This is a genomic window from Streptomyces sp. NPDC107765 (genome assembly GCF_055657085.1).
Genome location: NZ_JBVKBL010000005.1, coordinates 94214 through 114411, shown reverse-complemented (window position 1 = coordinate 114411; position 20198 = coordinate 94214). Strand labels below are relative to the sequence as shown.

General features: G+C 70.5%; 17 protein-coding genes. 3 read left to right on the top strand and 14 right to left on the bottom strand.

From position 1 onward, the window contains the following. Genes nuoK through ACZ7MX_RS14400 form a run of 11 tightly spaced genes read right to left on the bottom strand, consistent with a single transcriptional unit; the run spans window position 1 to window position 11084 of the window. Window positions 1-300: an NADH-quinone oxidoreductase subunit NuoK gene (gene nuoK / locus ACZ7MX_RS14450; RefSeq protein WP_030283548.1), complete on the bottom strand. Its 300-nt coding sequence runs from the start codon at window positions 298-300 to the stop codon at window positions 1-3. Further along, a complete protein-coding gene (locus ACZ7MX_RS14445; protein WP_472131969.1) occupies window positions 297-1160 on the bottom strand; it encodes an NADH-quinone oxidoreductase subunit J in 864 nt (287 codons plus the stop codon). The genes nuoK and ACZ7MX_RS14445 overlap by 4 nt, the downstream gene beginning before the upstream one ends. Continuing rightward, on the bottom strand, window positions 1157-1774 hold the full coding sequence (nuoI, locus tag ACZ7MX_RS14440) for an NADH-quinone oxidoreductase subunit NuoI (RefSeq protein ID WP_472131968.1): 618 nt from the start codon (window positions 1772-1774) through the stop codon (window positions 1157-1159). Before nuoI ends, ACZ7MX_RS14445 begins: the two co-directional genes overlap by 4 nt. Next, window positions 1767-3158 (bottom strand): NADH-quinone oxidoreductase subunit NuoH, encoded by a 1392-nt coding sequence (gene nuoH / locus ACZ7MX_RS14435; protein ID WP_472131966.1) that lies wholly within the window; start codon window positions 3156-3158, stop codon window positions 1767-1769. The genes nuoI and nuoH overlap by 8 nt, the downstream gene beginning before the upstream one ends. Further along, the gene (locus ACZ7MX_RS14430) at window positions 3155-5710 is read right to left on the bottom strand and encodes an NADH-quinone oxidoreductase subunit G (protein ID WP_472131964.1); all 2556 of its coding nucleotides are present in this window, start codon (window positions 5708-5710) and stop codon (window positions 3155-3157) included. Before ACZ7MX_RS14430 ends, nuoH begins: the two co-directional genes overlap by 4 nt. Further along, on the bottom strand, window positions 5707-7089 hold the full coding sequence (gene nuoF / locus ACZ7MX_RS14425; protein ID WP_472131962.1) for an NADH-quinone oxidoreductase subunit NuoF: 1383 nt from the start codon (window positions 7087-7089) through the stop codon (window positions 5707-5709). The genes ACZ7MX_RS14430 and nuoF overlap by 4 nt, the downstream gene beginning before the upstream one ends. After that, complete coding sequence (gene nuoE, locus ACZ7MX_RS14420) at window positions 7089-8015, bottom strand: NADH-quinone oxidoreductase subunit NuoE (protein ID WP_472131961.1); 927 nt, start codon at window positions 8013-8015, stop codon at window positions 7089-7091. Before nuoE ends, nuoF begins: the two co-directional genes overlap by 1 nt. After that, on the bottom strand, window positions 8012-9388 hold the full coding sequence (locus ACZ7MX_RS14415; RefSeq protein WP_472131960.1) for an NADH-quinone oxidoreductase subunit D: 1377 nt from the start codon (window positions 9386-9388) through the stop codon (window positions 8012-8014). Before ACZ7MX_RS14415 ends, nuoE begins: the two co-directional genes overlap by 4 nt. Continuing rightward, window positions 9388-10164 (bottom strand): NADH-quinone oxidoreductase subunit C, encoded by a 777-nt coding sequence (locus ACZ7MX_RS14410; RefSeq protein ID WP_472131959.1) that lies wholly within the window; start codon window positions 10162-10164, stop codon window positions 9388-9390. The genes ACZ7MX_RS14415 and ACZ7MX_RS14410 overlap by 1 nt, the downstream gene beginning before the upstream one ends. Further along, a complete protein-coding gene (locus ACZ7MX_RS14405; RefSeq protein WP_030416193.1) occupies window positions 10161-10715 on the bottom strand; it encodes a NuoB/complex I 20 kDa subunit family protein in 555 nt (184 codons plus the stop codon). Before ACZ7MX_RS14405 ends, ACZ7MX_RS14410 begins: the two co-directional genes overlap by 4 nt. 9 nt (window positions 10716-10724) lie before the next feature. Continuing rightward, window positions 10725-11084: an NADH-quinone oxidoreductase subunit A gene (locus ACZ7MX_RS14400; protein ID WP_030262580.1), complete on the bottom strand. Its 360-nt coding sequence runs from the start codon at window positions 11082-11084 to the stop codon at window positions 10725-10727. Window positions 11085-11831: 747 nt separating this feature from the next. On the opposite strand from ACZ7MX_RS14400, the gene ACZ7MX_RS14395 reads away from it, so the two are divergent. Beyond that, window positions 11832-12626, top strand: coding sequence for a C40 family peptidase (locus ACZ7MX_RS14395; protein WP_472131956.1), 795 nt, complete (start codon window positions 11832-11834; stop codon window positions 12624-12626). A gap of 265 nt (window positions 12627-12891) precedes the next feature. Beyond that, the gene (locus ACZ7MX_RS14390) at window positions 12892-13782 is read left to right on the top strand and encodes an ATP nucleotide 3'-pyrophosphokinase (RefSeq protein WP_472132525.1); all 891 of its coding nucleotides are present in this window, start codon (window positions 12892-12894) and stop codon (window positions 13780-13782) included. A gap of 132 nt (window positions 13783-13914) precedes the next feature. Here the strand turns inward: ACZ7MX_RS14390 and ACZ7MX_RS14385 are convergent, their stop codons facing one another. Together ACZ7MX_RS14385 and ACZ7MX_RS14380 are read right to left on the bottom strand one after the other, a co-directional pair. Then, complete coding sequence (locus ACZ7MX_RS14385) at window positions 13915-14730, bottom strand: alpha/beta fold hydrolase (RefSeq protein ID WP_030803835.1); 816 nt, start codon at window positions 14728-14730, stop codon at window positions 13915-13917. Window positions 14731-14916: 186 nt separating this feature from the next. After that, a complete protein-coding gene (locus ACZ7MX_RS14380) occupies window positions 14917-16167 on the bottom strand; it encodes a geranylgeranyl reductase family protein (protein ID WP_472132524.1) in 1251 nt (416 codons plus the stop codon). A gap of 342 nt (window positions 16168-16509) precedes the next feature. Here ACZ7MX_RS14380 and ACZ7MX_RS14375 point away from each other — a divergent pair, with 342 nt between their 5' ends. Then, on the top strand, window positions 16510-17037 hold the full coding sequence (locus ACZ7MX_RS14375) for a GNAT family N-acetyltransferase (RefSeq protein ID WP_472132522.1): 528 nt from the start codon (window positions 16510-16512) through the stop codon (window positions 17035-17037). Window positions 17038-17129: 92 nt separating this feature from the next. Here the strand turns inward: ACZ7MX_RS14375 and ACZ7MX_RS14370 are convergent, their stop codons facing one another. Beyond that, complete coding sequence (locus ACZ7MX_RS14370; protein ID WP_472131954.1) at window positions 17130-19541, bottom strand: hypothetical protein; 2412 nt, start codon at window positions 19539-19541, stop codon at window positions 17130-17132. Between the last annotated feature and the right edge of the window lie 657 nt (window positions 19542-20198).

The window sequence follows — 20198 nt, the reverse complement described above, 5'->3', positions numbered from 1 at the left end:
TTACAGCTTCATCAGGCTGGCGTCGTCGACCGAGGCCGTATGACGGGTGCGGAAGATCGTCACGATGATCGCCAGGCCGACCACGACCTCGGCCGCGGCGACGACCATCGTGAAGAAGGCGATGATCTGGCCGTCCAGATTCCCGTGCAGGCGGGAGAAGGTGACGAAGGCGAGGTTGCAGGCGTTGAGCATCAGCTCGATGCACATGAACACCACGATGGCGTTCCGCCTGATCAGCACCCCGGCCGCGCCGATCGTGAACAGCAGGGCGGCGAGGTACAGGTAGTAGACCGGGTTCATTTCTTGGCCCCCTCCTTGTGCTCCTTCGGCGACGCGCCACCGGACGGCGGGGCTTCGGGCTGCTCGCCGGAGCCGCGGCCCAGCCAGTCCTCGGAGCGCCGCTCCAGCGCCTTCAGGTCGGCGAGCGACTCGCGGGAGACGTCCCGGATCTGGCCGCGGGCGCGCAGCGTCGGACTGACGGTCAGGTCGGACGGGGTGCCGTCGGGCAGCAGGCCGGGGATGTCCACGGCGTTGTGCCGGGCGTAGACGCCGGGGGCGGGCAGCGGCGGCACCTGCTTGCCCTCGCGGACGCGGGCCTCGGACTGCTCGCGCTGGGTCCTGGCGCGCTCGGTGCGCTCCCGGTGGGTGAGCACCATCGCGCCGACGGCCGCGGTGATCAGCAGGGCGCCGGTGACTTCGAAGGCGAAGACGTACTTGGTGAAGATGAGCGCGGCCAGGCCCTGGACGTTGCCTCCGGCGTTGGCCTCGCCCAGGCCGTTGAACTCCTTGAGGGAGGCGTTGCCGATGCCGGCGATCAGCAGGATGCCGAAGCCGAGGCCCAGTCCGGCGGCGAGCCAGCGCTGGCCCTTGAGCGTCTCCTTGAGGGAGTCCGCGGCGGTGACGCCGACCAGCATGACGACGAACAGGAACAGCATCATGATCGCGCCGGTGTAGACGACGATCTGCACGACGCCGAGGAAGTACGCGCCGTTGGCGAGGTAGAAGACCGCCAGAACGATCATGGTGCCGGCGAGCGACAGGGCGCTGTGCACGGCCCGCTTCATCAGGATCGTGCCGAGGGCGCCGAGGACGGCGACGGTGCCCAGGAGCCAGAACTGCACGGCCTCGCCGGTGGAGGCCGCGGCGGCGAGGGAGATCATCGCTCGGTCACCTCCCGCGCGGCGGGCTCCTGGGGGCCGGTCGTGGCGGCGGCCTCCTGGGGCTCCTCGCCCTTGGACCGGGCCACTTGAACGACCGTCCCCGGGGCGGCCTCGGTCACCAGGCCGTTGTAGTAGTCCTTCTCCGTCATGCCCGGGTGGATGGCATGCGGCGTGTCGACCATCGTGTCCTCCAGGCCGGCGAGCAGCTCCTCCTTGGTGTAGATGAGCGAGGCGCGGGACCGGTCGGCGAGTTCGTACTCGTTCGTCATGGTCAGTGCGCGGGTGGGGCAGGCCTCCACGCACAGGCCGCACAGGATGCAGCGCAGGTAGTTGATCTGGTAGACGCGGCCGTAGCGCTCACCGGGGGAGTAGCGCTCCTCGTCGGTGTTGTCCGCGCCCTCGACGTAGATCGCGTCGGCCGGGCAGGCCCAGGCGCACAGCTCGCAGCCGACGCACTTCTCCAGCCCGTCGGGGTGGCGGTTGAGCTGATGGCGGCCGTGGAAGCGCGGCGCCGTCGGCTTCTTCTCCTCCGGGTACTGCTCGGTCAGCCGCTTCTTGAACATGGCCTTGAAGGTCACGCCGAAGCCGGCCACGGGGTTCTGGAACTCAGGCACCGTCGCCCCCCTTTCCGTCGGTTGCGTTTTCGTTACTGACAGTGTCCACCCGGCCACTGACAATCAACTCGCGGTCTCCCCCGCGCGGGCGCCGGCGCGGCACCGGCGGCAGGCTCTGTCCGGGCAGCGGCGGCACCGGGAACCCGCCGGCCATCGGGTCGAACGCCCCCTCGCCGTCCGGCTCCTCCGCCGCCTCGGCCCGCCGGAAGAAGTCCACGAGCAGGGAGATCAGCAGCAGCGCGACCGCGCCGCCGGCGACGTAGAGCACGATCTGGGAGAAGTTGTAGCCCTCGTTCTTCAGCGCCCGGACGGTGGCGACGAGCATCAGCCAGACCAGCGAGAGGGGGATGAGGACCTTCCAGCCCAGCTTCATCAGCTGGTCGTAGCGGACCCGGGGGAGCGTGCCGCGCAGCCAGATGAAGAAGAACAGCAGCAGCTGCACCTTGATCGTGAACCACAGCATCGGCCACCAGCCGTGGTTCGCGCCCTCCCAGAACGCCGAGATCGGGTACGGGGCCCGCCAGCCGCCGAGGAAGAGGGTGGTCGCGACCGCCGAGACCGTCACCATGTTCACGTACTCGGCGAGCATGAACATCGCGAACTTGATGGACGAGTACTCGGTGTTGAATCCGCCGACGAGGTCGCCCTCGGACTCCGGCATGTCGAACGGCGCCCGGTTGGTCTCCCCCACCATCGTCGCGATGTAGATGAGGAACGACACCGGCAGCAGCAGGATGTACCACCGGTGCGCCTGCGCCTCCACGATGGTGGAGGTCGACATCGACCCGGAGTACAGGAAGACCGAGGCGAAGGCGGCGCCCATCGCGATCTCGTACGAGATCATCTGCGCGCACGAGCGGAGACCGCCGAGCAGCGGGTACGTCGAGCCGGAGGACCAGCCCGCCAGCACGATGCCGTAGATGCCGATCGACGCGGTGGCCAGGATGTAGAGGATGCCGATGGGCAGGTCGGTCAGCTGCATCGTGGTGCGCTGCCCGAAGATCGAGACCTCGTTGTCGGCCGGGCCGAACGGGATCACCGCGATCGCCATGAACGCCGGGATGGCCGCCACGATCGGCGCGAGGACGTAGACGACCTTGTCGGCCCGCCGGACGACCAGGTCCTCCTTCAGCATCAGCTTGATGCCGTCGGCGAGCGACTGGAGCATGCCCCAGGGCCCGTGCCGGTTGGGGCCGATGCGCAACTGCATCCAGGCGACGACCTTGCGCTCCCACACGATGGAGAACAGCACCGTCAGCATCAGGAACGCGAAGCAGAAGACCGCCTTGACGACGACCAGCCACCACGGGTCGCGGCCGAACATCGACAGGTCCTCCTGGGCCAGCGCGGTCTGCGCGGCGGCCAGTTGACCGAGCTGCATCATGCGTCCACCTCCTTGGCCGGCTCCGGCGTGCCCGGGGCGGCGGAGATCCTCACCAGTTCGCCGGGGCGCGCACCGGTGTCGGCGGCGACGCCCCCGCCCGTGGAGTTGAGCGGCAGCCACACCACCCGGTCGGGCATCGGCGTGACCGCGAGCGGCAGCCGCACCGAGCCGGCCGGCCCGCTGACCGCCAGCAGGTCGCCGTCCTTGACGCCGGTCTCGGCGGCGGTGGTCTCCGACATCCGGGCGACGGCGGCGTGCCGGGTGCCGGCCAGCGCCTCGTCGCCTTCCTGGAGGACGCCCTGGTCCAGCAGCAGCCGGTGCCCGGCGAGCACCGCCTCTCCGGTGCCGGGCCGGGGCAGCGGCCGCCCGCTCTCCACCGGATCGCCCGCGTACGGGCCGTCCCAGCTGCCGAGCCGGGTCACCTCGCGGCGTACGGAGGCGACGTCGGGCAGTGCCAGGTGGACGTCGAGGGCGTCGGCGAGCATGTGCAGCACCCGGGAGTCCGGCAGCAGAGGGCGGCGGGTCATCTGGTCGGGCTTGAGCGCGGCGTCGAACAGCCGGGCCCGGCCCTCCCAGTTGAGGAACGTGCCGGCCTTCTCCACCACGGCCGCCACCGGGAGGACCACATCGGCCCGCTCGGTGACCGCGGAGGGCCGCAGCTCCAGGCTGACCAGGAAACCGACCTCGTCCAGGGCGGTCAGCGCCCGGGCCGGGTCCGGCAGGTCGGCGACCTCGACACCGGCCACCAGCAGCGCGCTCAGCTCACCGGTCGCCGCGGCCTCGATGATCTGGCCGGTGTCCCGGCCGTGCCCGTGCGGCAGCGCGGCCACGCCCCAGGCGGCGGCGACCTCGTCGCGGGCCCGCGGGTCGGTGGCCGGCCGGCCGCCGGGCAGCAGCCCCGGCAGCGCGCCCGCCTCCACGGCGCCGCGTTCGCCCGCCCGCCGCGGGATCCACACCAGCCGCGCGCCGGTCGCGGTGGCGGCGCGCACCGCGGCGGTCAGCGCGCCCGGCACCGCCGCCAGCCGCTCACCGACGACGATCACCGCGCCGTCCGCGCGCAGCGCCTCGGCCGCGGCCTGCCCGTCACCGGAAAGGCCCACCCGTCGCCCGCCACCGCCCTCCGCGGGAAAGCGCTCCGCGCTTGCTGCCTCATCGTCCGCCAGCGCGTCCAGCCATTCCGTTTCGGTGCCGGGCGCGGCCGGCAGCAGCGTGCCGCCGGCCTTGATCAGCCCGCGGGAGGCGTAGGCGGCGAGCCCGAAGGTGCGCTGCCCGTACGTGCGGTGGGCCTTGCGCAGCCGCAGGAAGACGCCGGGCGCCTCCTCCTCCGCCTCGATACCCGCCAGCAGCACGGCCGGCGCCTTCTCCAGGGCGGTGTACGTGACCCCGCCGCCCCCGAGGTCACGGCCGCGGCCGGCGACCCGGGCGGCCAGGAAGTCCGCCTCCTCGGCGCTGTGCACCCGCGCCCGGAAGTCGATGTCGTTGGTGTGCAGCGCGATCCGGGCGAACTTGGCGTACGCGTAGGCGTCCTCGACGGTGAGCCGGCCGCCGGTCAGCACACCGGTACGGCCCTTGGCCGCGGCCAGCCCGCGGGCCGCGGCGTCCAGGGCCACCGGCCAGCTCGCCGGCTCCAGCTCCCCGGACTCCGCATTGCGCACCAACGGGTGCTCCAGCCGGTCACGCTGCTGCGCGTACCGGAAGGCGAAACGCCCCTTGTCGCAGACCCACTCCTCGTTGACCTCCGGGTCCTGGGCGGCCAGCCGCCGCATGACCTTGCCGCGCCGGTGGTCGGTACGCGTCGCGCAGCCGCCCGCGCAGTGCTCGCACACCGACGGCGACGACACCAGGTCGAAGGGGCGGGAGCGGAAGCGGTAGGCGGCCGAAGTGAGCGCGCCGACCGGGCAGATCTGGATGGTGTTGCCGGAGAAGTACGACTGGAAGGGGTCGCCCTCCCCCGTGCCGACCTGCTGGAGCGCGCCGCGTTCGACCAGCTCGATCATCGGGTCGCCGGCGATCTGGTTGCTGAAGCGGGTGCACCGCGCGCACAGCACGCAGCGCTCGCGGTCCAGCAGCACCTGGGTGGAGATCGGCACCGGCTTGGCGAACGTGCGCTTCTTGCCCTCGAAACGCGAGTCCGGGTCCCCGACCTGCATCGCCTGGTTCTGCAGCGGACACTCGCCGCCCTTGTCGCAGACCGGGCAGTCCAGCGGGTGGTTGATCAGCAGCAGCTCCATCACGCCGCGCTGCGCCTTCTCGGCCACCGGGGACGTCAGCTGCGACTTGACGACCATGCCGTCGGTGCAGGTGATCGTGCAGGACGCCATCGGCTTGCGCTGGCCCTCGACCTCGACGATGCACTGCCGGCAGGCGCCCGCGGGGTCCAGCAGCGGGTGGTCGCAGAAGCGCGGGATCTCGATGCCGAGGAGTTCGGCGGCGCGGATGACCAGCGTCCCCTTGGGGACGGAGATCTCGATGCCGTCGATCGTCAGGGTGACGAGGTCCTCCGGGGGGACCGCGGCGGAGCCGCTGCTCGACCCCGTTGTGGTGACGGTCATGCATTCACCCCCAGGTGAGCGTCGTTGTCGGCCCACAGGGTCGACTTGGCGGGGTCGAACGGACAGCCCCGGCCGGTGATGTGCTGCTCGTACTCCTCGCGGAAGTACGTGAGCGAGGAGAAGATCGGCGAGGCGGCGCCGTCGCCGAGCGCGCAGAACGACTTGCCGTTGATGTTGTCGGCGATGTCGGCGATCTTGTCGAGGTCGGTCATCCGGGCCCTGCCCGCCTCGATGTCGCGCAGCAACTGCACCAGCCAGTACGTCCCTTCACGGCACGGTGTGCACTTGCCGCAGGACTCGTGCGCGTAGAACTCGGTCCAGCGGGTGACCGCCCGCACGACACAGGTGGTCTCGTCGAAGCACTGCAGCGCCTTGGTGCCGAGCATCGAGCCGGCCGCGCCGACGCCCTCGTAGTCGAGGGGCACGTCGAGGTGCTCGTCGGTGAACATCGGCGTGGAGGAGCCGCCGGGCGTCCAGAACTTCAGCCGGTGGCCGCGGCGCATCCCGCCGCTCATGTCGAGCAGCTGGCGCAGGGTGATGCCCAACGGGGCTTCGTACTGGCCGGGGTTGGTGACGTGGCCGCTGAGCGAGTAGAGCGTGAAGCCCGGGGACTTCTCGCTGCCCATCGACCTGAACCAGTCCTTTCCTTTGGTGAGGATCGCGGGAACCGACGCGATGGATTCGACGTTGTTGACGACAGTGGGGCAGGCGTAGAGGCCGGCCACCGCCGGGAAGGGGGGACGCAGCCGGGGCTGTCCGCGACGGCCCTCCAGGGAATCCAGCAGCGCGGTTTCCTCACCGCAGATGTACGCGCCGGCGCCCGCGTGCACGATCACGTCCAGGTCGAGTCCCGACCCCAGGATGTTCTTCCCGAGGAAGCCCGCCGCGTAGGCCTCCCGCACGGCTTCGTGCAGCCGGCGCAGCACGGGCACGACCTCACCGCGCAGATAGATGAAGGCGTGGTGCGCACGGATCGCGTGACAGGCGATCACGATCCCTTCGATGAGGGCATGCGGGTTCGCGAAGAGGAGGGGGATGTCCTTGCAGGTCCCCGGCTCCGATTCGTCGGCGTTGACCACGAGATAGTGCGGTTTGCCGTCGCCCTGCGGAATGAACTGCCATTTCATTCCGGTGGGGAAGCCCGCGCCGCCGCGGCCGCGCAGACCGGAGTCCTTGACGTAGGCGATGACGTCGTCGGGGGACATCGCGAGCGCCTTGCGCAGGCCCTCGTAGCCCTCGTGCCGGCGGTAGGTCTCCAGCGTCCAGGACTCGGGCTGGTCCCAGAAGGCGGACAGGACGGGCACGAGGAGCTTCTCGGGGCTGGCCTCTCCCCCGGCCGGCGGCCGGGAGGAGCCCCCGTATTCGGCTGCCACGGTCATCACTCCCCCTCCTCTGCGGTGGGCCCGGACGGGTGCTCGGCGTCGGAGGCCGACGTTTCCTGCGGGGCGTCGTGGGAGCTGGGGTGTCCCGCGGGTGCCTGCTCGCCGGGGTGGCCGCCGGGGGGTTCGCCGGCGGTGCCCTCCTCCGGGCGGCCGCCCTCGCCGGCACGGGGCGACACGACGTGATCGGTGCCGGTGCCGCGGCCGGGCACGGCCTCCCCCTTGGCCAGGCGGAGCCCGATCAGCGAGGCGGGGCCGGCGCTCCCGGTGGCGGCGGTGGCGCCCGGCCGCTCGTCGGGGAAGCCGGCGAGGATGCGGGCGGTCTCCTTGAAGGTGCACAGCGGCGCGCCGCGGGTGGGCCGGGCCGGCCGGCCGGCCCGCAGGTCGTCGACGAGCTGCCGGGCGGACTCCGGCGTCTGGTTGTCGAAGAACTCCCAGTTGACCATCACGACGGGCGCGAAGTCGCAGGCGGCGTTGCACTCGATGTGTTCGAGGGTGACGGCGCCGTCCTCGGTGGTCTGGCCGTTGCCGACGCCGAGGTGCTCCTGGAGCTCCTCGAAGATGGCGTCGCCGCCCATCACCGCGCACAGCGTGTTGGTGCAGACCCCGACCTGGTAGTCGCCGCCGGCCTTGCGCCGGTACATGGAGTAGAAGGTCGAGACGGCGGTGACCTCAGCGGTGGTCAGGTCCAGCAGTTCGGCGCAGAAGCGGATGCCGGTGCGGGTGACGTGCCCGTCCTCGGCCTGGACGAGGTGCAGCAGCGGCAGCAGCGCCGAGCGCGGGCCGGGGTAGCGGGCGATCACCTCCTTGGCGTCCGCCTCCAGCCGGGCCCGGACGTCGGCCGGGTAGTCGGGGGCGGGGAGCGCGGGCATCCCCAGGCCGGTGGGGCTTGCGGGGGCTCCCTGCGGAGAAGACGCAGTGGTCACCGGTCGACGCCTCCCATCACGGGGTCGATGGACGCCACGGCGACGATGACGTCGGCGACCTGGCCGCCTTCGCACATCGCCGCCATGGCCTGCAGGTTGGTGAAGGACGGGTCGCGGAAGTGCACCCGGTAGGGGCGGGTGCCGCCGTCGCTGACCGCGTGCACGCCCAGTTCGCCCTTGGGTGACTCGACGGCCGCGTAGGTCTGGCCGGGCGGGACCCGGAAGCCCTCCGTCACGAGCTTGAAGTGGTGGATCAGGGCCTCCATCGAGGTGCCCATGATCTTCTTGATGTGGTCGAGGGAGTTGCCCAGGCCGTCCGGGCCGAGCGCCAGCTGGGCGGGCCAGGCGATCTTCTTGTCGGCGACCATCACCGGCCCGGGTTCGAGCCGGTCCAGGCACTGCTCGATGATCCGCAGCGACTGCCGCATCTCCTCCAGCCGGATCAGGAACCGCCCGTAGGCGTCGCAGGTGTCGGCGGTCGGGATGTCGAACTCGTAGTCCTCGTAACCGCAGTACGGCTGGGTCTTGCGCAGGTCGTGCGGCAGGCCGGCGGAGCGCACGATCGGCCCGGTGGCGCCGGTGGCCATGCAGCCGGCCAGGTCGAGGTAGCCGATGCCTTCCATGCGGCCCTTGAAGACCGGGTTGCCGGTGGCGAGCTTGTCGTACTCGGGGAGGTTCTTGCGCATCTTCTTGACGAAGGCGCGCACCTGGTCGACCGCGCCCGGGGGCAGGTCCTGGGCCAGGCCGCCGGGCCGGATGTAGGCGTGGTTCATCCGCAGGCCGGTGATCAGCTCGTAGATGTCGAGGATCAGCTCGCGGTCCCGGAAGCCGTAGATCATGATCGTGGTGGCGCCCAGCTCCATGCCGCCGGTGGCGATGCACACCAGGTGGGAGGAGAGCCGGTTGAGTTCCATCAGCATCACGCGGATGACCGTGGCCCGGTCGGGGACGTCGTCGGTGATGCCGAGCAGCTTCTCCACGGCCAGGCAGTAGGCCGTCTCGTTGAAGAAGGGGGTGAGGTAATCCATCCTCGTGACGAAGGTGGTGCCCTGCGTCCAGGTCCGGTATTCGAGGTTCTTCTCGATGCCGGTGTGCAGATAGCCGATGCCGCAGCGGGCCTCGGTGACGGTCTCCCCGTCGATCTCCAGGATCAGCCGGAGCACGCCGTGCGTGGACGGGTGCTGCGGCCCCATGTTGACGATGATCCGCTCGTCGTCGGACTTCGCCGCGGACGCCGCGATCTCGTCCCAGTCGCCGCCGGTGACGTTGTAGACGGTGCCCTCGGTGGTCTCCCGGGCGAGCGACTCGGTGGTGTCGAAGTCGCTGGAGGTGCGGTGGCCGTTCGGGGTGTGGGAGTGCGGTGCAGTAGTCATCAGCTGTACGACCTCCGCTGGTCGGGAGCCGGGATCTGGGCGCCCTTGTACTCGACGGGAATGCCGCCGAGCGGGTAGTCCTTGCGCTGCGGGAAGCCCTGCCAGTCGTCCGGCATCATGATCCGGGTCAGCGCGGGATGGCCGTCGAAGACCAGGCCGAAGAAGTCGTAGGTCTCGCGCTCGTGCCAGTCGTTGGTCGGGTAGACCGCGACGAGCGAGGGGATGTGCGGGTCGGCGTCCGGTGCGGAGACCTCCAGCCGGATCAGCCGGTTGTGGGTGATCGAGCGCAGGTGGTAGACGGCGTGCAGCTCGCGGCCTTTGTCGCCGGGGAAGTGGACGCCGCTGACGCCGGTGCACAGCTCGAAGCGGAGCGCCGGGTCGTCGCGCAGGATCCGGGCGACCGCCGGCAGGTACTCCCGCTCGATGTGGAAGGTCAGCTCGCCGCGGTCGACGACGGTCTTGTCGATGACGTTCTCGGGGACCAGGCCCTGTTCGTCGAGGGCGCCTTCGAGTTCGTCGGCGATCTCGTCGAAGTCCCCGTACGCTCCCGGGGCGCCGGGCCCGCCGTACGGCCGGGAGGTCGCGCCGGGCAGCCGGACGGTCCGGACCAGGCCGCCGTAGCCGCTGGTGTCACCGCCGTTGTTGGCGCCGAACATCCCGCGGCGGGTGGCGATCACCTCGCCGGTGTCGTCGCGCTGCGCCGGTACGGCGTCGTCCTGGGCGTCGCCGCCGTGCGGCTCGTCGTCCGGACGCTCGGGGTTCTTCTGCTCACTCACCGCAGCAGCCCCTTCATCTCGATCAGCGGGAGCGCCTTGAGCGCCGCTTCCTCGGCCTCGCGGGCGGCCTGCTGCTGGTTGACCCCGAGCTTGGTGTGCTGGATCTTGTCGTGGAGCTTGAGGATGGCGTCCATCAGCATTTCGGGGCGCGGCGGGCAGCCCGGGAGATAGATGTCGACGGGCACGATGTGGTCGACGCCCTGCACGATCGCGTAGTTGTTGAACATGCCGCCCGAGGAGGCGCAAACCCCCATGGAGATCACCCACTTCGGGTTCGGCATCTGGTCGTAGACCTGCCGCAGCACGGGGGCCATCTTCTGGCTGACCCGGCCGGCCACGATCATCAGGTCCGCCTGCCGCGGGGAGCCGCGGAAGACCTCCATGCCGAAGCGGGCCAGGTCGTAGCGGCCGGCGCCGGTCGTCATCATCTCGATGGCGCAGCAGGCCAGCCCGAAGGTCGCCGGGAAGACCGATGACTTGCGCACCCAGCCCGCGGCCTGTTCGACGGTGGTCAGCAGGAAGCCGCTGGGCAGCTTCTCTTCAAGTCCCATGGGTGGCCCCTAGTCCCATTCCAGGCCGCCGCGACGCCATACGTAGGCGTAGGCGACGAAGACGGTGAGCGCGAAGAGGAGCATCTCGACGAGCCCGAACAATCCCAGGGCGTCGAAGGTGACGGCCCAGGGATAGAGGAAGACGATCTCGATGTCGAAGACGATGAAGAGCATCGCCGTCAGGTAGTACTTGATCGGGAAGCGACCGCCACCGGACGGTTGTGGCGTCGGCTCGATCCCGCATTCGTACGCCTCGAGCTTGGCCCGGTTGTAGCGCCTGGGCCCGACGAGCGTGGCCATGACGACGGAGAAGATCGCAAAGCCTGCCCCGAGGGCTCCTAGTACGAGGATGGGCGCGTAAGCGTTCACCGTCCCCGCTCCCTTCAGTCGACGATGACTGGATGGCGGTCCGCCCGGGCCCGCTCGCCGCCCCTCGGAGATCGTGCACATGTGAGGCAGTTCACAAGCCCGAACCGCCTGCATCTTATGCCTGCTGGTCTGTGATCTGCGACACGGGGGTGAACAACGTCTTTGTGATCTTCACCACCCGGCGAAGGATCATGAAGCCGGATGAGCGGTGATCTTCATACGTGAAGCACGCGAGTGATCACCAGAGGTGACATTCACACGGGTTACCGCTGGTCAGCGCAGAATGGCCAATATCAAGTGGTGCCCGCCCAGGGCAAATTGGCGCAGGGTCGCTTCAACTGATATAGGCGGGCCGCCTCGTGGCCGTGACCCGCTCGTGACCCCGTCGTGATCGCCGGCACGTGCCCGCGTTCACGAGCTCCGCCCACCGTCGGGTCACGGGGACATAACGGGCCGGATCACGGGAACATAACGGACACTCAAGAGTGACCTATCCCACGCTATTTCGCGCACTAAGTCCTTGACGCCTGGGAAGCCTTGGCGTGGCGCGTAGGGAAGTGGTAAGCCCCCTCGGAGCCCCTACGGACCCTCAAATGCCGTGCGTAGGAACATGATCGCGAAATTCGGACATCGCGTCGGCGGGGCCGCCGACGGCAAAAAGTCCCTTTTATTCATCGCGTACGCGTCAAGTGTGGCGCACTGCACTCTTGTTGGCAGCAACCGGCGCCTCCTGATAGCCGTTGGGCCATGTCCCCGAACGCACTCATACCCAGCCACCGGAAGCCCCGCCGCCCTTCCGCGTCCTCCCGGGCGCTGCGCGCGGGTGTGACCGGTGGCTTCCTCACCCTCGCGGTGACCGGCGCGACCGTGCCGGCCAACGCCGCGGAAAAGCCCGTCTCCGAGACCCAGGAGATGCCGACGATCACGACGGCGCTGGCCACCAGCGCCGCACAGAGCGCCGACACCGCCGAGCAGGTCGCGTTCAACTACGAGCGCCAGGCGCTCCAGGACAGTGCCCTCTCCCACGCCGCCAAGGCAGCGGAGAAGCACAAGGCCGAGGCCGTGAAGAAGGCCAAGGCCGAGGCGAAGAAGAAGGCCGAGGAAGCCCGCAAGGCCAAGGAGGCGGCCCAGGCCCGGGCCTCGCGCTCGGCCGAGCGGACCACCCTGTCGGCGACCTCCCACGCCACCGGCTCCACCGCCGCCCTCGTCTCCTTCCTCAAGGCCCAGCTGGGCAAGGCATACGTCCTCGGCGCCACCGGCTCCTCGTCGTACGACTGCTCCGGCCTGACGCAGGCCGCGTTCCGCCAGATCGGGATCGACCTGCCGCGCGTCTCGCAGGACCAGTCGACGCAGGGCACCCAGGTCGGCCTCGACAACCTCCAGGTCGGCGACCTCCTCTACTGGGGCAGCGCCGGCAGCGCCTACCACGTCGCCGTCTACGTCGGTGACGGCAAGTTCATCGGCGCCCAGAACCCGAGCACCGGCATCGTCGAGCGCCCGCTCAGCTACGACATGCCGACCGGCGCGGTGCGCGTTCTTTAGTCGGTAGGGCGACCCCCGTCGGGTCATCGGCCCCGGCAGCCGGCAGCAGTAGCAGCACGTACGAGGACCGTACGAGGACCGCCTCTCCTTCGGGAGGGGCGGTCTTTTGCGTGGCACCGGAGGACGGTTGTCCGGAATTCGGGTTGGTCGTCCGTATCGCGCGTCACCGAGGGGCGGTGCGCGCCGTTGCATCTCTCGCCATGTCCGTACCCCGCACCGGGGCACGAGAGAGGGATCCCGCGCACCGATGACCACGCGCCCGACCATCCGTACGACCACCCGCCCGCCCCTCCGGACGACCGGCCCGCGTACCGCCCGCCACCCGGGCCGCCGCCTCGCCGGCCGGGCCGCCACCGCCGCCGCCCTCGCCGCCGCTCTCGGCCTCGGCGCCGTCCCCGCCACCGCGGCCGCCGGTACGGACCGCGGCGGCTGGCACCAGGACGGCCTGTCGCTGAACGCCGCCGACAACAAGAAGGTGGACGCCTTCGTGGCCCGCGCCCGCCGCGCCGAGCGCTCCATCAGCCCCCAGGTCCGCGCCGCCGCCAAGATCAGCCACGCCGAACTCGTCGGGTTCGACCACCGGCTGAAGTCACCGGACTCGCTGAAGCGGAAGGTCGCCACCGCGATGCGGCAGACCCCGGGGCGGACCGTCGACGCGTCGCTCAGGACGATCAATGACGCGGTCCGGTTCACGCTCCAGTGGCCGGACGCGAAATACAGCCAGGGCGTCACCACCGCCTCCGCGCTGCTGTCCGCCTGGGGCAACGACTCCACCCGCTGGTCCAACACCTGGCACCGCACCGACGGCTACAGGGCGATCAACTCCGCCTGGCGCGCGCCCCGCTCCCACCAGCTCTTCGAGGTGCAGTTCCACACCCCGCAGAGCAAGGCCGCCCAGGTGGAGACGCACAAGCTGTACGAGGAGCAGCGGCTGCCCGGCACCCCGCCCGAGCGGGTCCGCGAGCTCCAGGAGAAGCAGAACGCGATCTTCGCGGCGGTACCGGTCCCACCCGGCGCGGAACGGCTGACCGCCCCGTCCCGCCGGCTCTCCCCGGACCCCGCCCGTCGGCTCTCCCCCGACCCGGCCCGCCGGCTGCCGGACCCGAACCGGAAGCCTGAACCGAGCCCGAGCGTGGATCCGGTGAACTCGCATTGAAGCCCGCCCTACAGGGATGAATCAGGGCACAGTTCGCTGACGGGCCGAGCCGGCCGGGGGCCCCTGCCCCGGCCGGCTCGCGTATGCGTACCCCCGCGTCACCCTCGTGGGCAGCTCACCCCTGCGGGCAGCTCACCCCTTCACAAAGGCCAGCACATCCGCGTTGAGCTGCTCGTGGTGGCTGGCGTAGATGCCGTGCCCGGCCGTCGGGTACTCCTCGTAGACCGCACCGGGGATCAGCCGGGCGGTCCGCCGGCCGGTGAGCTCCACCGGGGCGGAGGCGTCGGCCGCACCGTGGATGACGAGAACCGGGACGTCGATCTCCGGCAGCGTGGCCCGCTGATCGTTGAACAGCGACTCCCGCTGCGCCTGGAGCGTCGCCCACGGCGAGGCCGACAGACACTGCGCCAGGGTGTGCTCCACCAGGGCCGGGGAAACCTCGTTGCCCAGGTGGGTGGCGAAGAACGCCTGCGCCTGACGGGTCAGCCACTTGGGCCGGTCCGCCCGGAGCTGCGCCATCGTCGCCGCCACCGCCGCCTCCGGCACCCCGTCCGGGTTGTCGTCGGTACCGGCCAGGAACGGCAGCATCGCCGCGATCAGCACCGCCCGGCTGACCCGCTCCGAGCCGTGCCGCGCCAGATAGCGCGCGATCTCCGCGCCGCCCAGCGAGTGCCCGATGAGGGTGACGTTCCGCAGGTCGAGGTGGTCGAGCAGCGCGGCCAGATCGTCAGCGGTGGAATCGATGTCGTACCCGCCGGAGGGCCGGTCCGAACGGCCGTGACCACGCCGGTCGAACGCCACGCAGCGGAAGCCGTTCTCCGCGAAGAACGGGAGCTGGTACTCCCACATCTCGGTGTTCAGCATCGAGCTCGCCACGAACACCAGCGTCTCGCCCGTGCCGTACTCCTCGTACCACAGCTGCGTACCGTCGTGCGTCTCGAAGAACATGCCGCTTCCTCCCCGCTGCGAGCGGCCCCTGCCGCCCGGTGTCCTTGACGCACACAAGCTTCGCGGCAGACCGCGGGCGGCTCAATTACCCATGAGGTCATGGTGGGCACGAGGTCGTGGTGGGCGCGAGGTCATGGTGGGCACGAGGTCGTGGTGGGCACGAGGTCATGGTGTCTACGCCACCCGCTACGCCTTCGGCGCCACCTTGCTCAGCCCGTTGATGATCCGGTCCATCACGTCACCGCCCGTGGGGTCGGTGAGGTTGGCCAGCATCTTCAGCGTGAAGCGCATCAGCAGCGGATGGGTCAGCCCGCGCTGGGCCGCGATCTGCATGACCTTCGGGTTGCCGATGAGCTTCACGAAGGCCCGGCCGAGCGAGTAGTAACCGCCGTAGGTGTCCTTGAGGACCTTCGGATACCGCTGCAGCGCCAGCTCCCGCTGTGCGTACGTGGCACGCGCCTGCGCCTGCACGATCACCTCCGCCGCGATCGCCCCCGACTCCATGGCGTACGCGATGCCTTCACCGTTGAACGGATTGACCAGGCCGCCCGCGTCACCGACCAGCAGCAGCCCCTTGGTGTAGTGCGGCTGGCGGTTGAAGGCCATCGGCAGCGCCGCGCCGCGGATCGGGCCGGTCATGTTCTCCGGCGTGTACCCCCACTCCTCCGGCATCGACGCACACCACGCCTTGAGGATCTCCCGCCAGTCCAGCTCCCGGAACGACGCGGAGGTGTTCAGCACGCCCAGCCCGACGTTGCTCGTCCCGTCGCCCATCCCGAAGATCCAGCCGTAACCCGGCAGCAGCCGGTCCTGCGCCCCGCGCCGGTCCCACAGCTCCAGCCAGGACTCCAGGTAGTCGTCGTCGTGCCGCGGCGACGTGAAGTACGTACGGACCGCGACGCCCATCGGACGGTCCTCACGGCGGTGCAGGCCCATCGCCAGCGAGAGCCGGGTGGAATTGCCGTCGGCCGCGACCACGAGCGGGGCGTGGAAGGTGACCGGGGTCTTCTCCTCACCGAGCTTGGCGTGCACACCGGTGATGTGGCCGGTCAGCTCGTTCACGATCGGCGCGCCCACGTTGCAGCGCTCGTACAGCCGCGCGCCCGCCTTCTGCGCCTGCCGCGCCAGCTGCTCGTCGAAATCGTCGCGCTTGCGGACGAGCCCGTAGTCCGGGAAGGAGGCGAGTTCCGGCCAGTCCAGCTGGAGCCGGGAGCCGCCACCGATGATCCGCAGCCCCTTGTTGCGCAGCCAGCCCGCTTCCTCCGAGATGTCGATGCCCATCGCCACCAGCTGCTTGGTCGCGCGCGGCGTCAGCCCGTCACCACAGACCTTCTCCCGCGGGAACGCGGTCTTCTCCAGCAGCAGTACGTCCAGACCGGACTTGGCGAGGTGATACGCGGTGGCCGAACCGGCCGGGCCGGCACCGACGACGATCACATCCGCGGTGTTCTCCGAGAAGGCGGTGTTCTCCGCGGGCGCGGTGTTCCCCCCGGGCGCGGTGTGCTCCGCGGGGGCCGTTTCTTCCGGGAGGGCGGTGGTCACGGAATCGGTCGCGGGCCCGGACGCGGACTCGGACTCGGGCGCGGGCTCGGACGCGGACTCGGTCACGGCGGTGTCTCCCGGAAGTCGATATCTGGATATCTGGGTGCCGACCGGCACCGGGCATGTGCAGTCTATGGGGGCCCTGGTGATCGACACCTGAAGGGTTGTCCCATGAAGCCGAAGGGTTGTGCCGTGACGTACCAGACCCCGCCGACCACCTCCCGGAACCCGTCGGCCGTGCCCGGGGGGCCGCGCCCGGACCGGCCGCTGCCCGCCCTCGAACTCCGCGTGCCCACCGACGAGGACGCGCTGCACTGGCACCGGGTCTTCAACGATCCGGAGGTCATGGAATTCCACGGCGGCGCCCCCGCCGAACTCTCCGCCTACGAAGAATTCACCGCCCGCCAACGCCGCCACCACGCCGAACTCGGCTTCTGCCTCTACACGTTGCTCGACCCGGCCGACGGCGCCGTCATGGGCTTCACCGGGGCCCAGCCCTGGCCCAGGGACTGGGGCCCGGTGGGCGAGATCGAGATCGGCTGGCGCCTCGGCCGCGCGTACTGGGGCAAGGGCTACGCCACCGCCGCGGCCACCACGGCCCTGGAGACCGTACGCGCAGCGGGCGTACGCCACGTCGTCGCCGTGGTCGACGCCCGCAACACCCGCTCGATCGCGGTCACCCGCCGCCTGGGCATGCACCACGCCGAAACCCTGCCCATCCCGGCGAGCGGGCGCACGGGGCACTGCTACCGGCTGGAGGTGTGAGGGGTCGGGGCGGAACAGGCGCGAGAGGAACGGCAGGGGCGGGCGCGGGGGCAGGGTGGGTGTGCCGGGCCCTGCCCCCATCCTCTTCACCGCTAGTCCACGTCCACGTCGCTGACGGACCACGTGCTGAGCGCCGTGCTGAAGACCTTGTCGTTCTCGGGGTCGTACAGCGCTTCCAGGCACTCGTAGTAGACGCTGTACTCGGTCCCGTCCTCGGCCACGTACGCCTGGTCGATGGCGTGCACGGTGTTCCCGGTCTCGTTGACGTACGTGAACTCCCAGCGGGCGCCCGGGCGGTGGGCGAAGGTGTTCTTCTTCAGCTCCACCCGCTGGTAGTTCGTCCGCTTCTTGGCACCCTTCTCCAGATTCATGAAGTTCTCGTACGACGAGGCCGGGGCGTGCGCGATGACCCCGATACGCAGGTACTGCTTGCCGACCGGGGCCGTGTAGTCGACCTGGGTGCCCTTCACCGAACGCGTCCAGTCGCTCTTCACGGCGAGCGAGAACCCGTACGGGTCGTACTTCTGGACAAACCCGTCGGGGAGACCGGCAGTCGGGCCGGGGGTGGGGCCTCCCGCGGGATCACCGGTGGCCGTGGGGGCGGGGGACGGCGACGGGGACGTCGATGCCGAGGCGCCACCGGCCTTGCCGGCGGTGTCCGACTTGGGGTTGCCGGCGCCCTTCTGGTTACTGCCGTCCTTCTGGTGGCTGCCGTCCTTCTGCTTTCCGGCGTCCTGGTGGTTGCCGGCGTCCCGATGAGCCAGGAAATACAGCGCTCCCGCCGTCGCACCCCCACCGACCAGGAACGCGGCCAACGCCAGCGCCACCCACTTCACGCCCCGAAACCGCGGCCGCGCCTGGGACGGGGCGTCGGTGGGTGGGGCGACGGATGGCGGGGCGGGGGCAGGGGCAGGGGCAGGGGCGGGAGCATCAGCCGCTGCCGGGGACGGGGCCGAGGCAGGCGCATCACCCGCTGCCGGGGCCGGCTCCGGCGCCGGTGCCGGCGCGAACGCCGCAGCCCCGGGAGCCGCATCCGACCCAGGCGCCGGCGGAAGCGTCGGCGGCATCAGGGGCGTCGGGGACATCAGGGGCTGCGCCCCCACGGCCCCGACCTCGACCCCGATGCCGGCCCCGACCCCGGTCCCGCCCCTGACCCCCGTCATCCTCCGCAGATACGGAACGACCAACACCGCCCCGAACACCCACAGCAGCGCGAACAGCAGCGTCTCCGCACCGCCCACGCCGATCTCGCCATGAGCACCCAGGGCCTCGCCACCGCCGTACCCACCGCCGTAACCGCCGTAGCCCTCGCCGTAGCCACCGCCATAACCACCGCCGTAGCCGTAGCCACCGCCCGCCCGGAACGCCGCGCTCGCGCTCGCCCCCGCGACCAGCACCAGCGCCATCAGAGAAGCCACGAAGAGGCCCGCGGACAGGAGCTGTTCACGACGGTCGGCACTGCGCCGTACGACCAGGAAACCGACCAGCAGCGCACAGACCAGCCCGCCGGCGATCACCCCGAACAGCACCCAGCCGCCGCCCTGGTCCGTCAACTCGCCGTAGCCGATCGACTGACGGCCGGAGGGATCGAGGAACGGGATGTCGGGCAGGGTCCACTCCGCGTTCAGCGGCGCACCCCAGGCCATCGCGAGAGCCAGCGCACCGATGTTGGGCAGCAGCACCAGCATCGCCACTACAGCGCCACCGCTGATGTCCTGCTTCGCCGTGGCAAGCAGCGTCACGACGGTGACGATGCCGGCCAGGGTGGCCACCATCAGCAGCGCGAGCAGCGCGGTACGCAGCGCGCCGACGGCCAGTTGCCACGCGGGCCGGGCAGCGAGCCACGCCCCCGCCTCGGCCCGGGCCGTCGCCACCCCGGCAACCACGGCGGCCAGCAGGAACGACCACAGCAGCGAGAGGAACGGCGCCGACGACACCTCCACACCGTCGTACGAAGGCTGTGCCAGCAACCCCAGCACAAAACTCCCCGCACCACACAGCACCGCAACCCGCAGCACCGCTTCCACCACACCGGTCATGCCGGCCACACCGGGCACACCGGCCGCACCGGTCACACCAACCGCACCGGCCCCACCAGCCACTCCGGCCCCCGGGACCCCTATGGAACTGCCCAGGGCCGTGGAACCACTGGTGGCACCACTGACCGACCGCAACAGAACCCGCCGAGCGGCGAACACCAAAACCCCGGCCCAGGCCGCCGTCACCACCAGCGGCACCAGCGACAGCGTCGCCTCACCCGCGAGCCGACCACCGAACGGCCCGAACGATTCAGACATGTTGCCCGATATCGTGAAGCCACCGCCCACGCTCTGCAGCAGCAACGCCAGCGCGATCCGCATCCGTACGCCCCACCCGGGCTCACCCGAGTGCGCATCGTGCGCATCGTCCGTGAAGAACATCGCCGCCACACCGGCGAGCACCAGCAACAACAGCGTCGGCCACACGGCAACCTTCACCGCCGCCAGCCAGTCCCCCTTGGCCACCCGAACCACCAGCCCCCCAAGACCCGAGGCGGCAGGTGATCCACCCGGAGCAGGCGGCGCCCCCGGTACGGGCGGCGCAGAAGGAACGGGCGGCGCGGCAGAAGACACAGACGGGGCAGCGGAAGGCACAGGTGGCACACCAGGCACAGCCGGCACGGAAACACCATCCGCCCCACCCGCACCAGCCCCCGCAGCTGACACCCCACCACCATCAGCCCCCACTCCAGGCGACGGCGACGAGGACGGCGACGGCGAGGATGACGATGACGGGGATGACGGGGATGACAGGGATGGCGGGGATGACGGGGAGGCCAATGCGGCGGCCCCCTGCCGCTCCCGCCCACAGCCCATACAAAAACGGGCTTCCGGCGGCGAGGCGGAACCACAATCCGGACAGAACGACGACAAGACGGACTCCGGGAAGGTCAAGGAAACATCGCCCGCGCCTACCGCGAGCGACCGTAACCTACAGACACCACCCCGCCACCCCCGGTTCCCCCGTCACACCTGAGGCATGGCACTACCAGCGCCGCCGCACCACTCAGAGGTGTGGCGTTGCCCTGAGAGCTCCCCTCAGACCAACCCACCAGGCGAACAGGCCAACACCCCAGGCGCGCAGACCACTACGCCCCCGCCCGGCAGGCCCATACGCCCCGG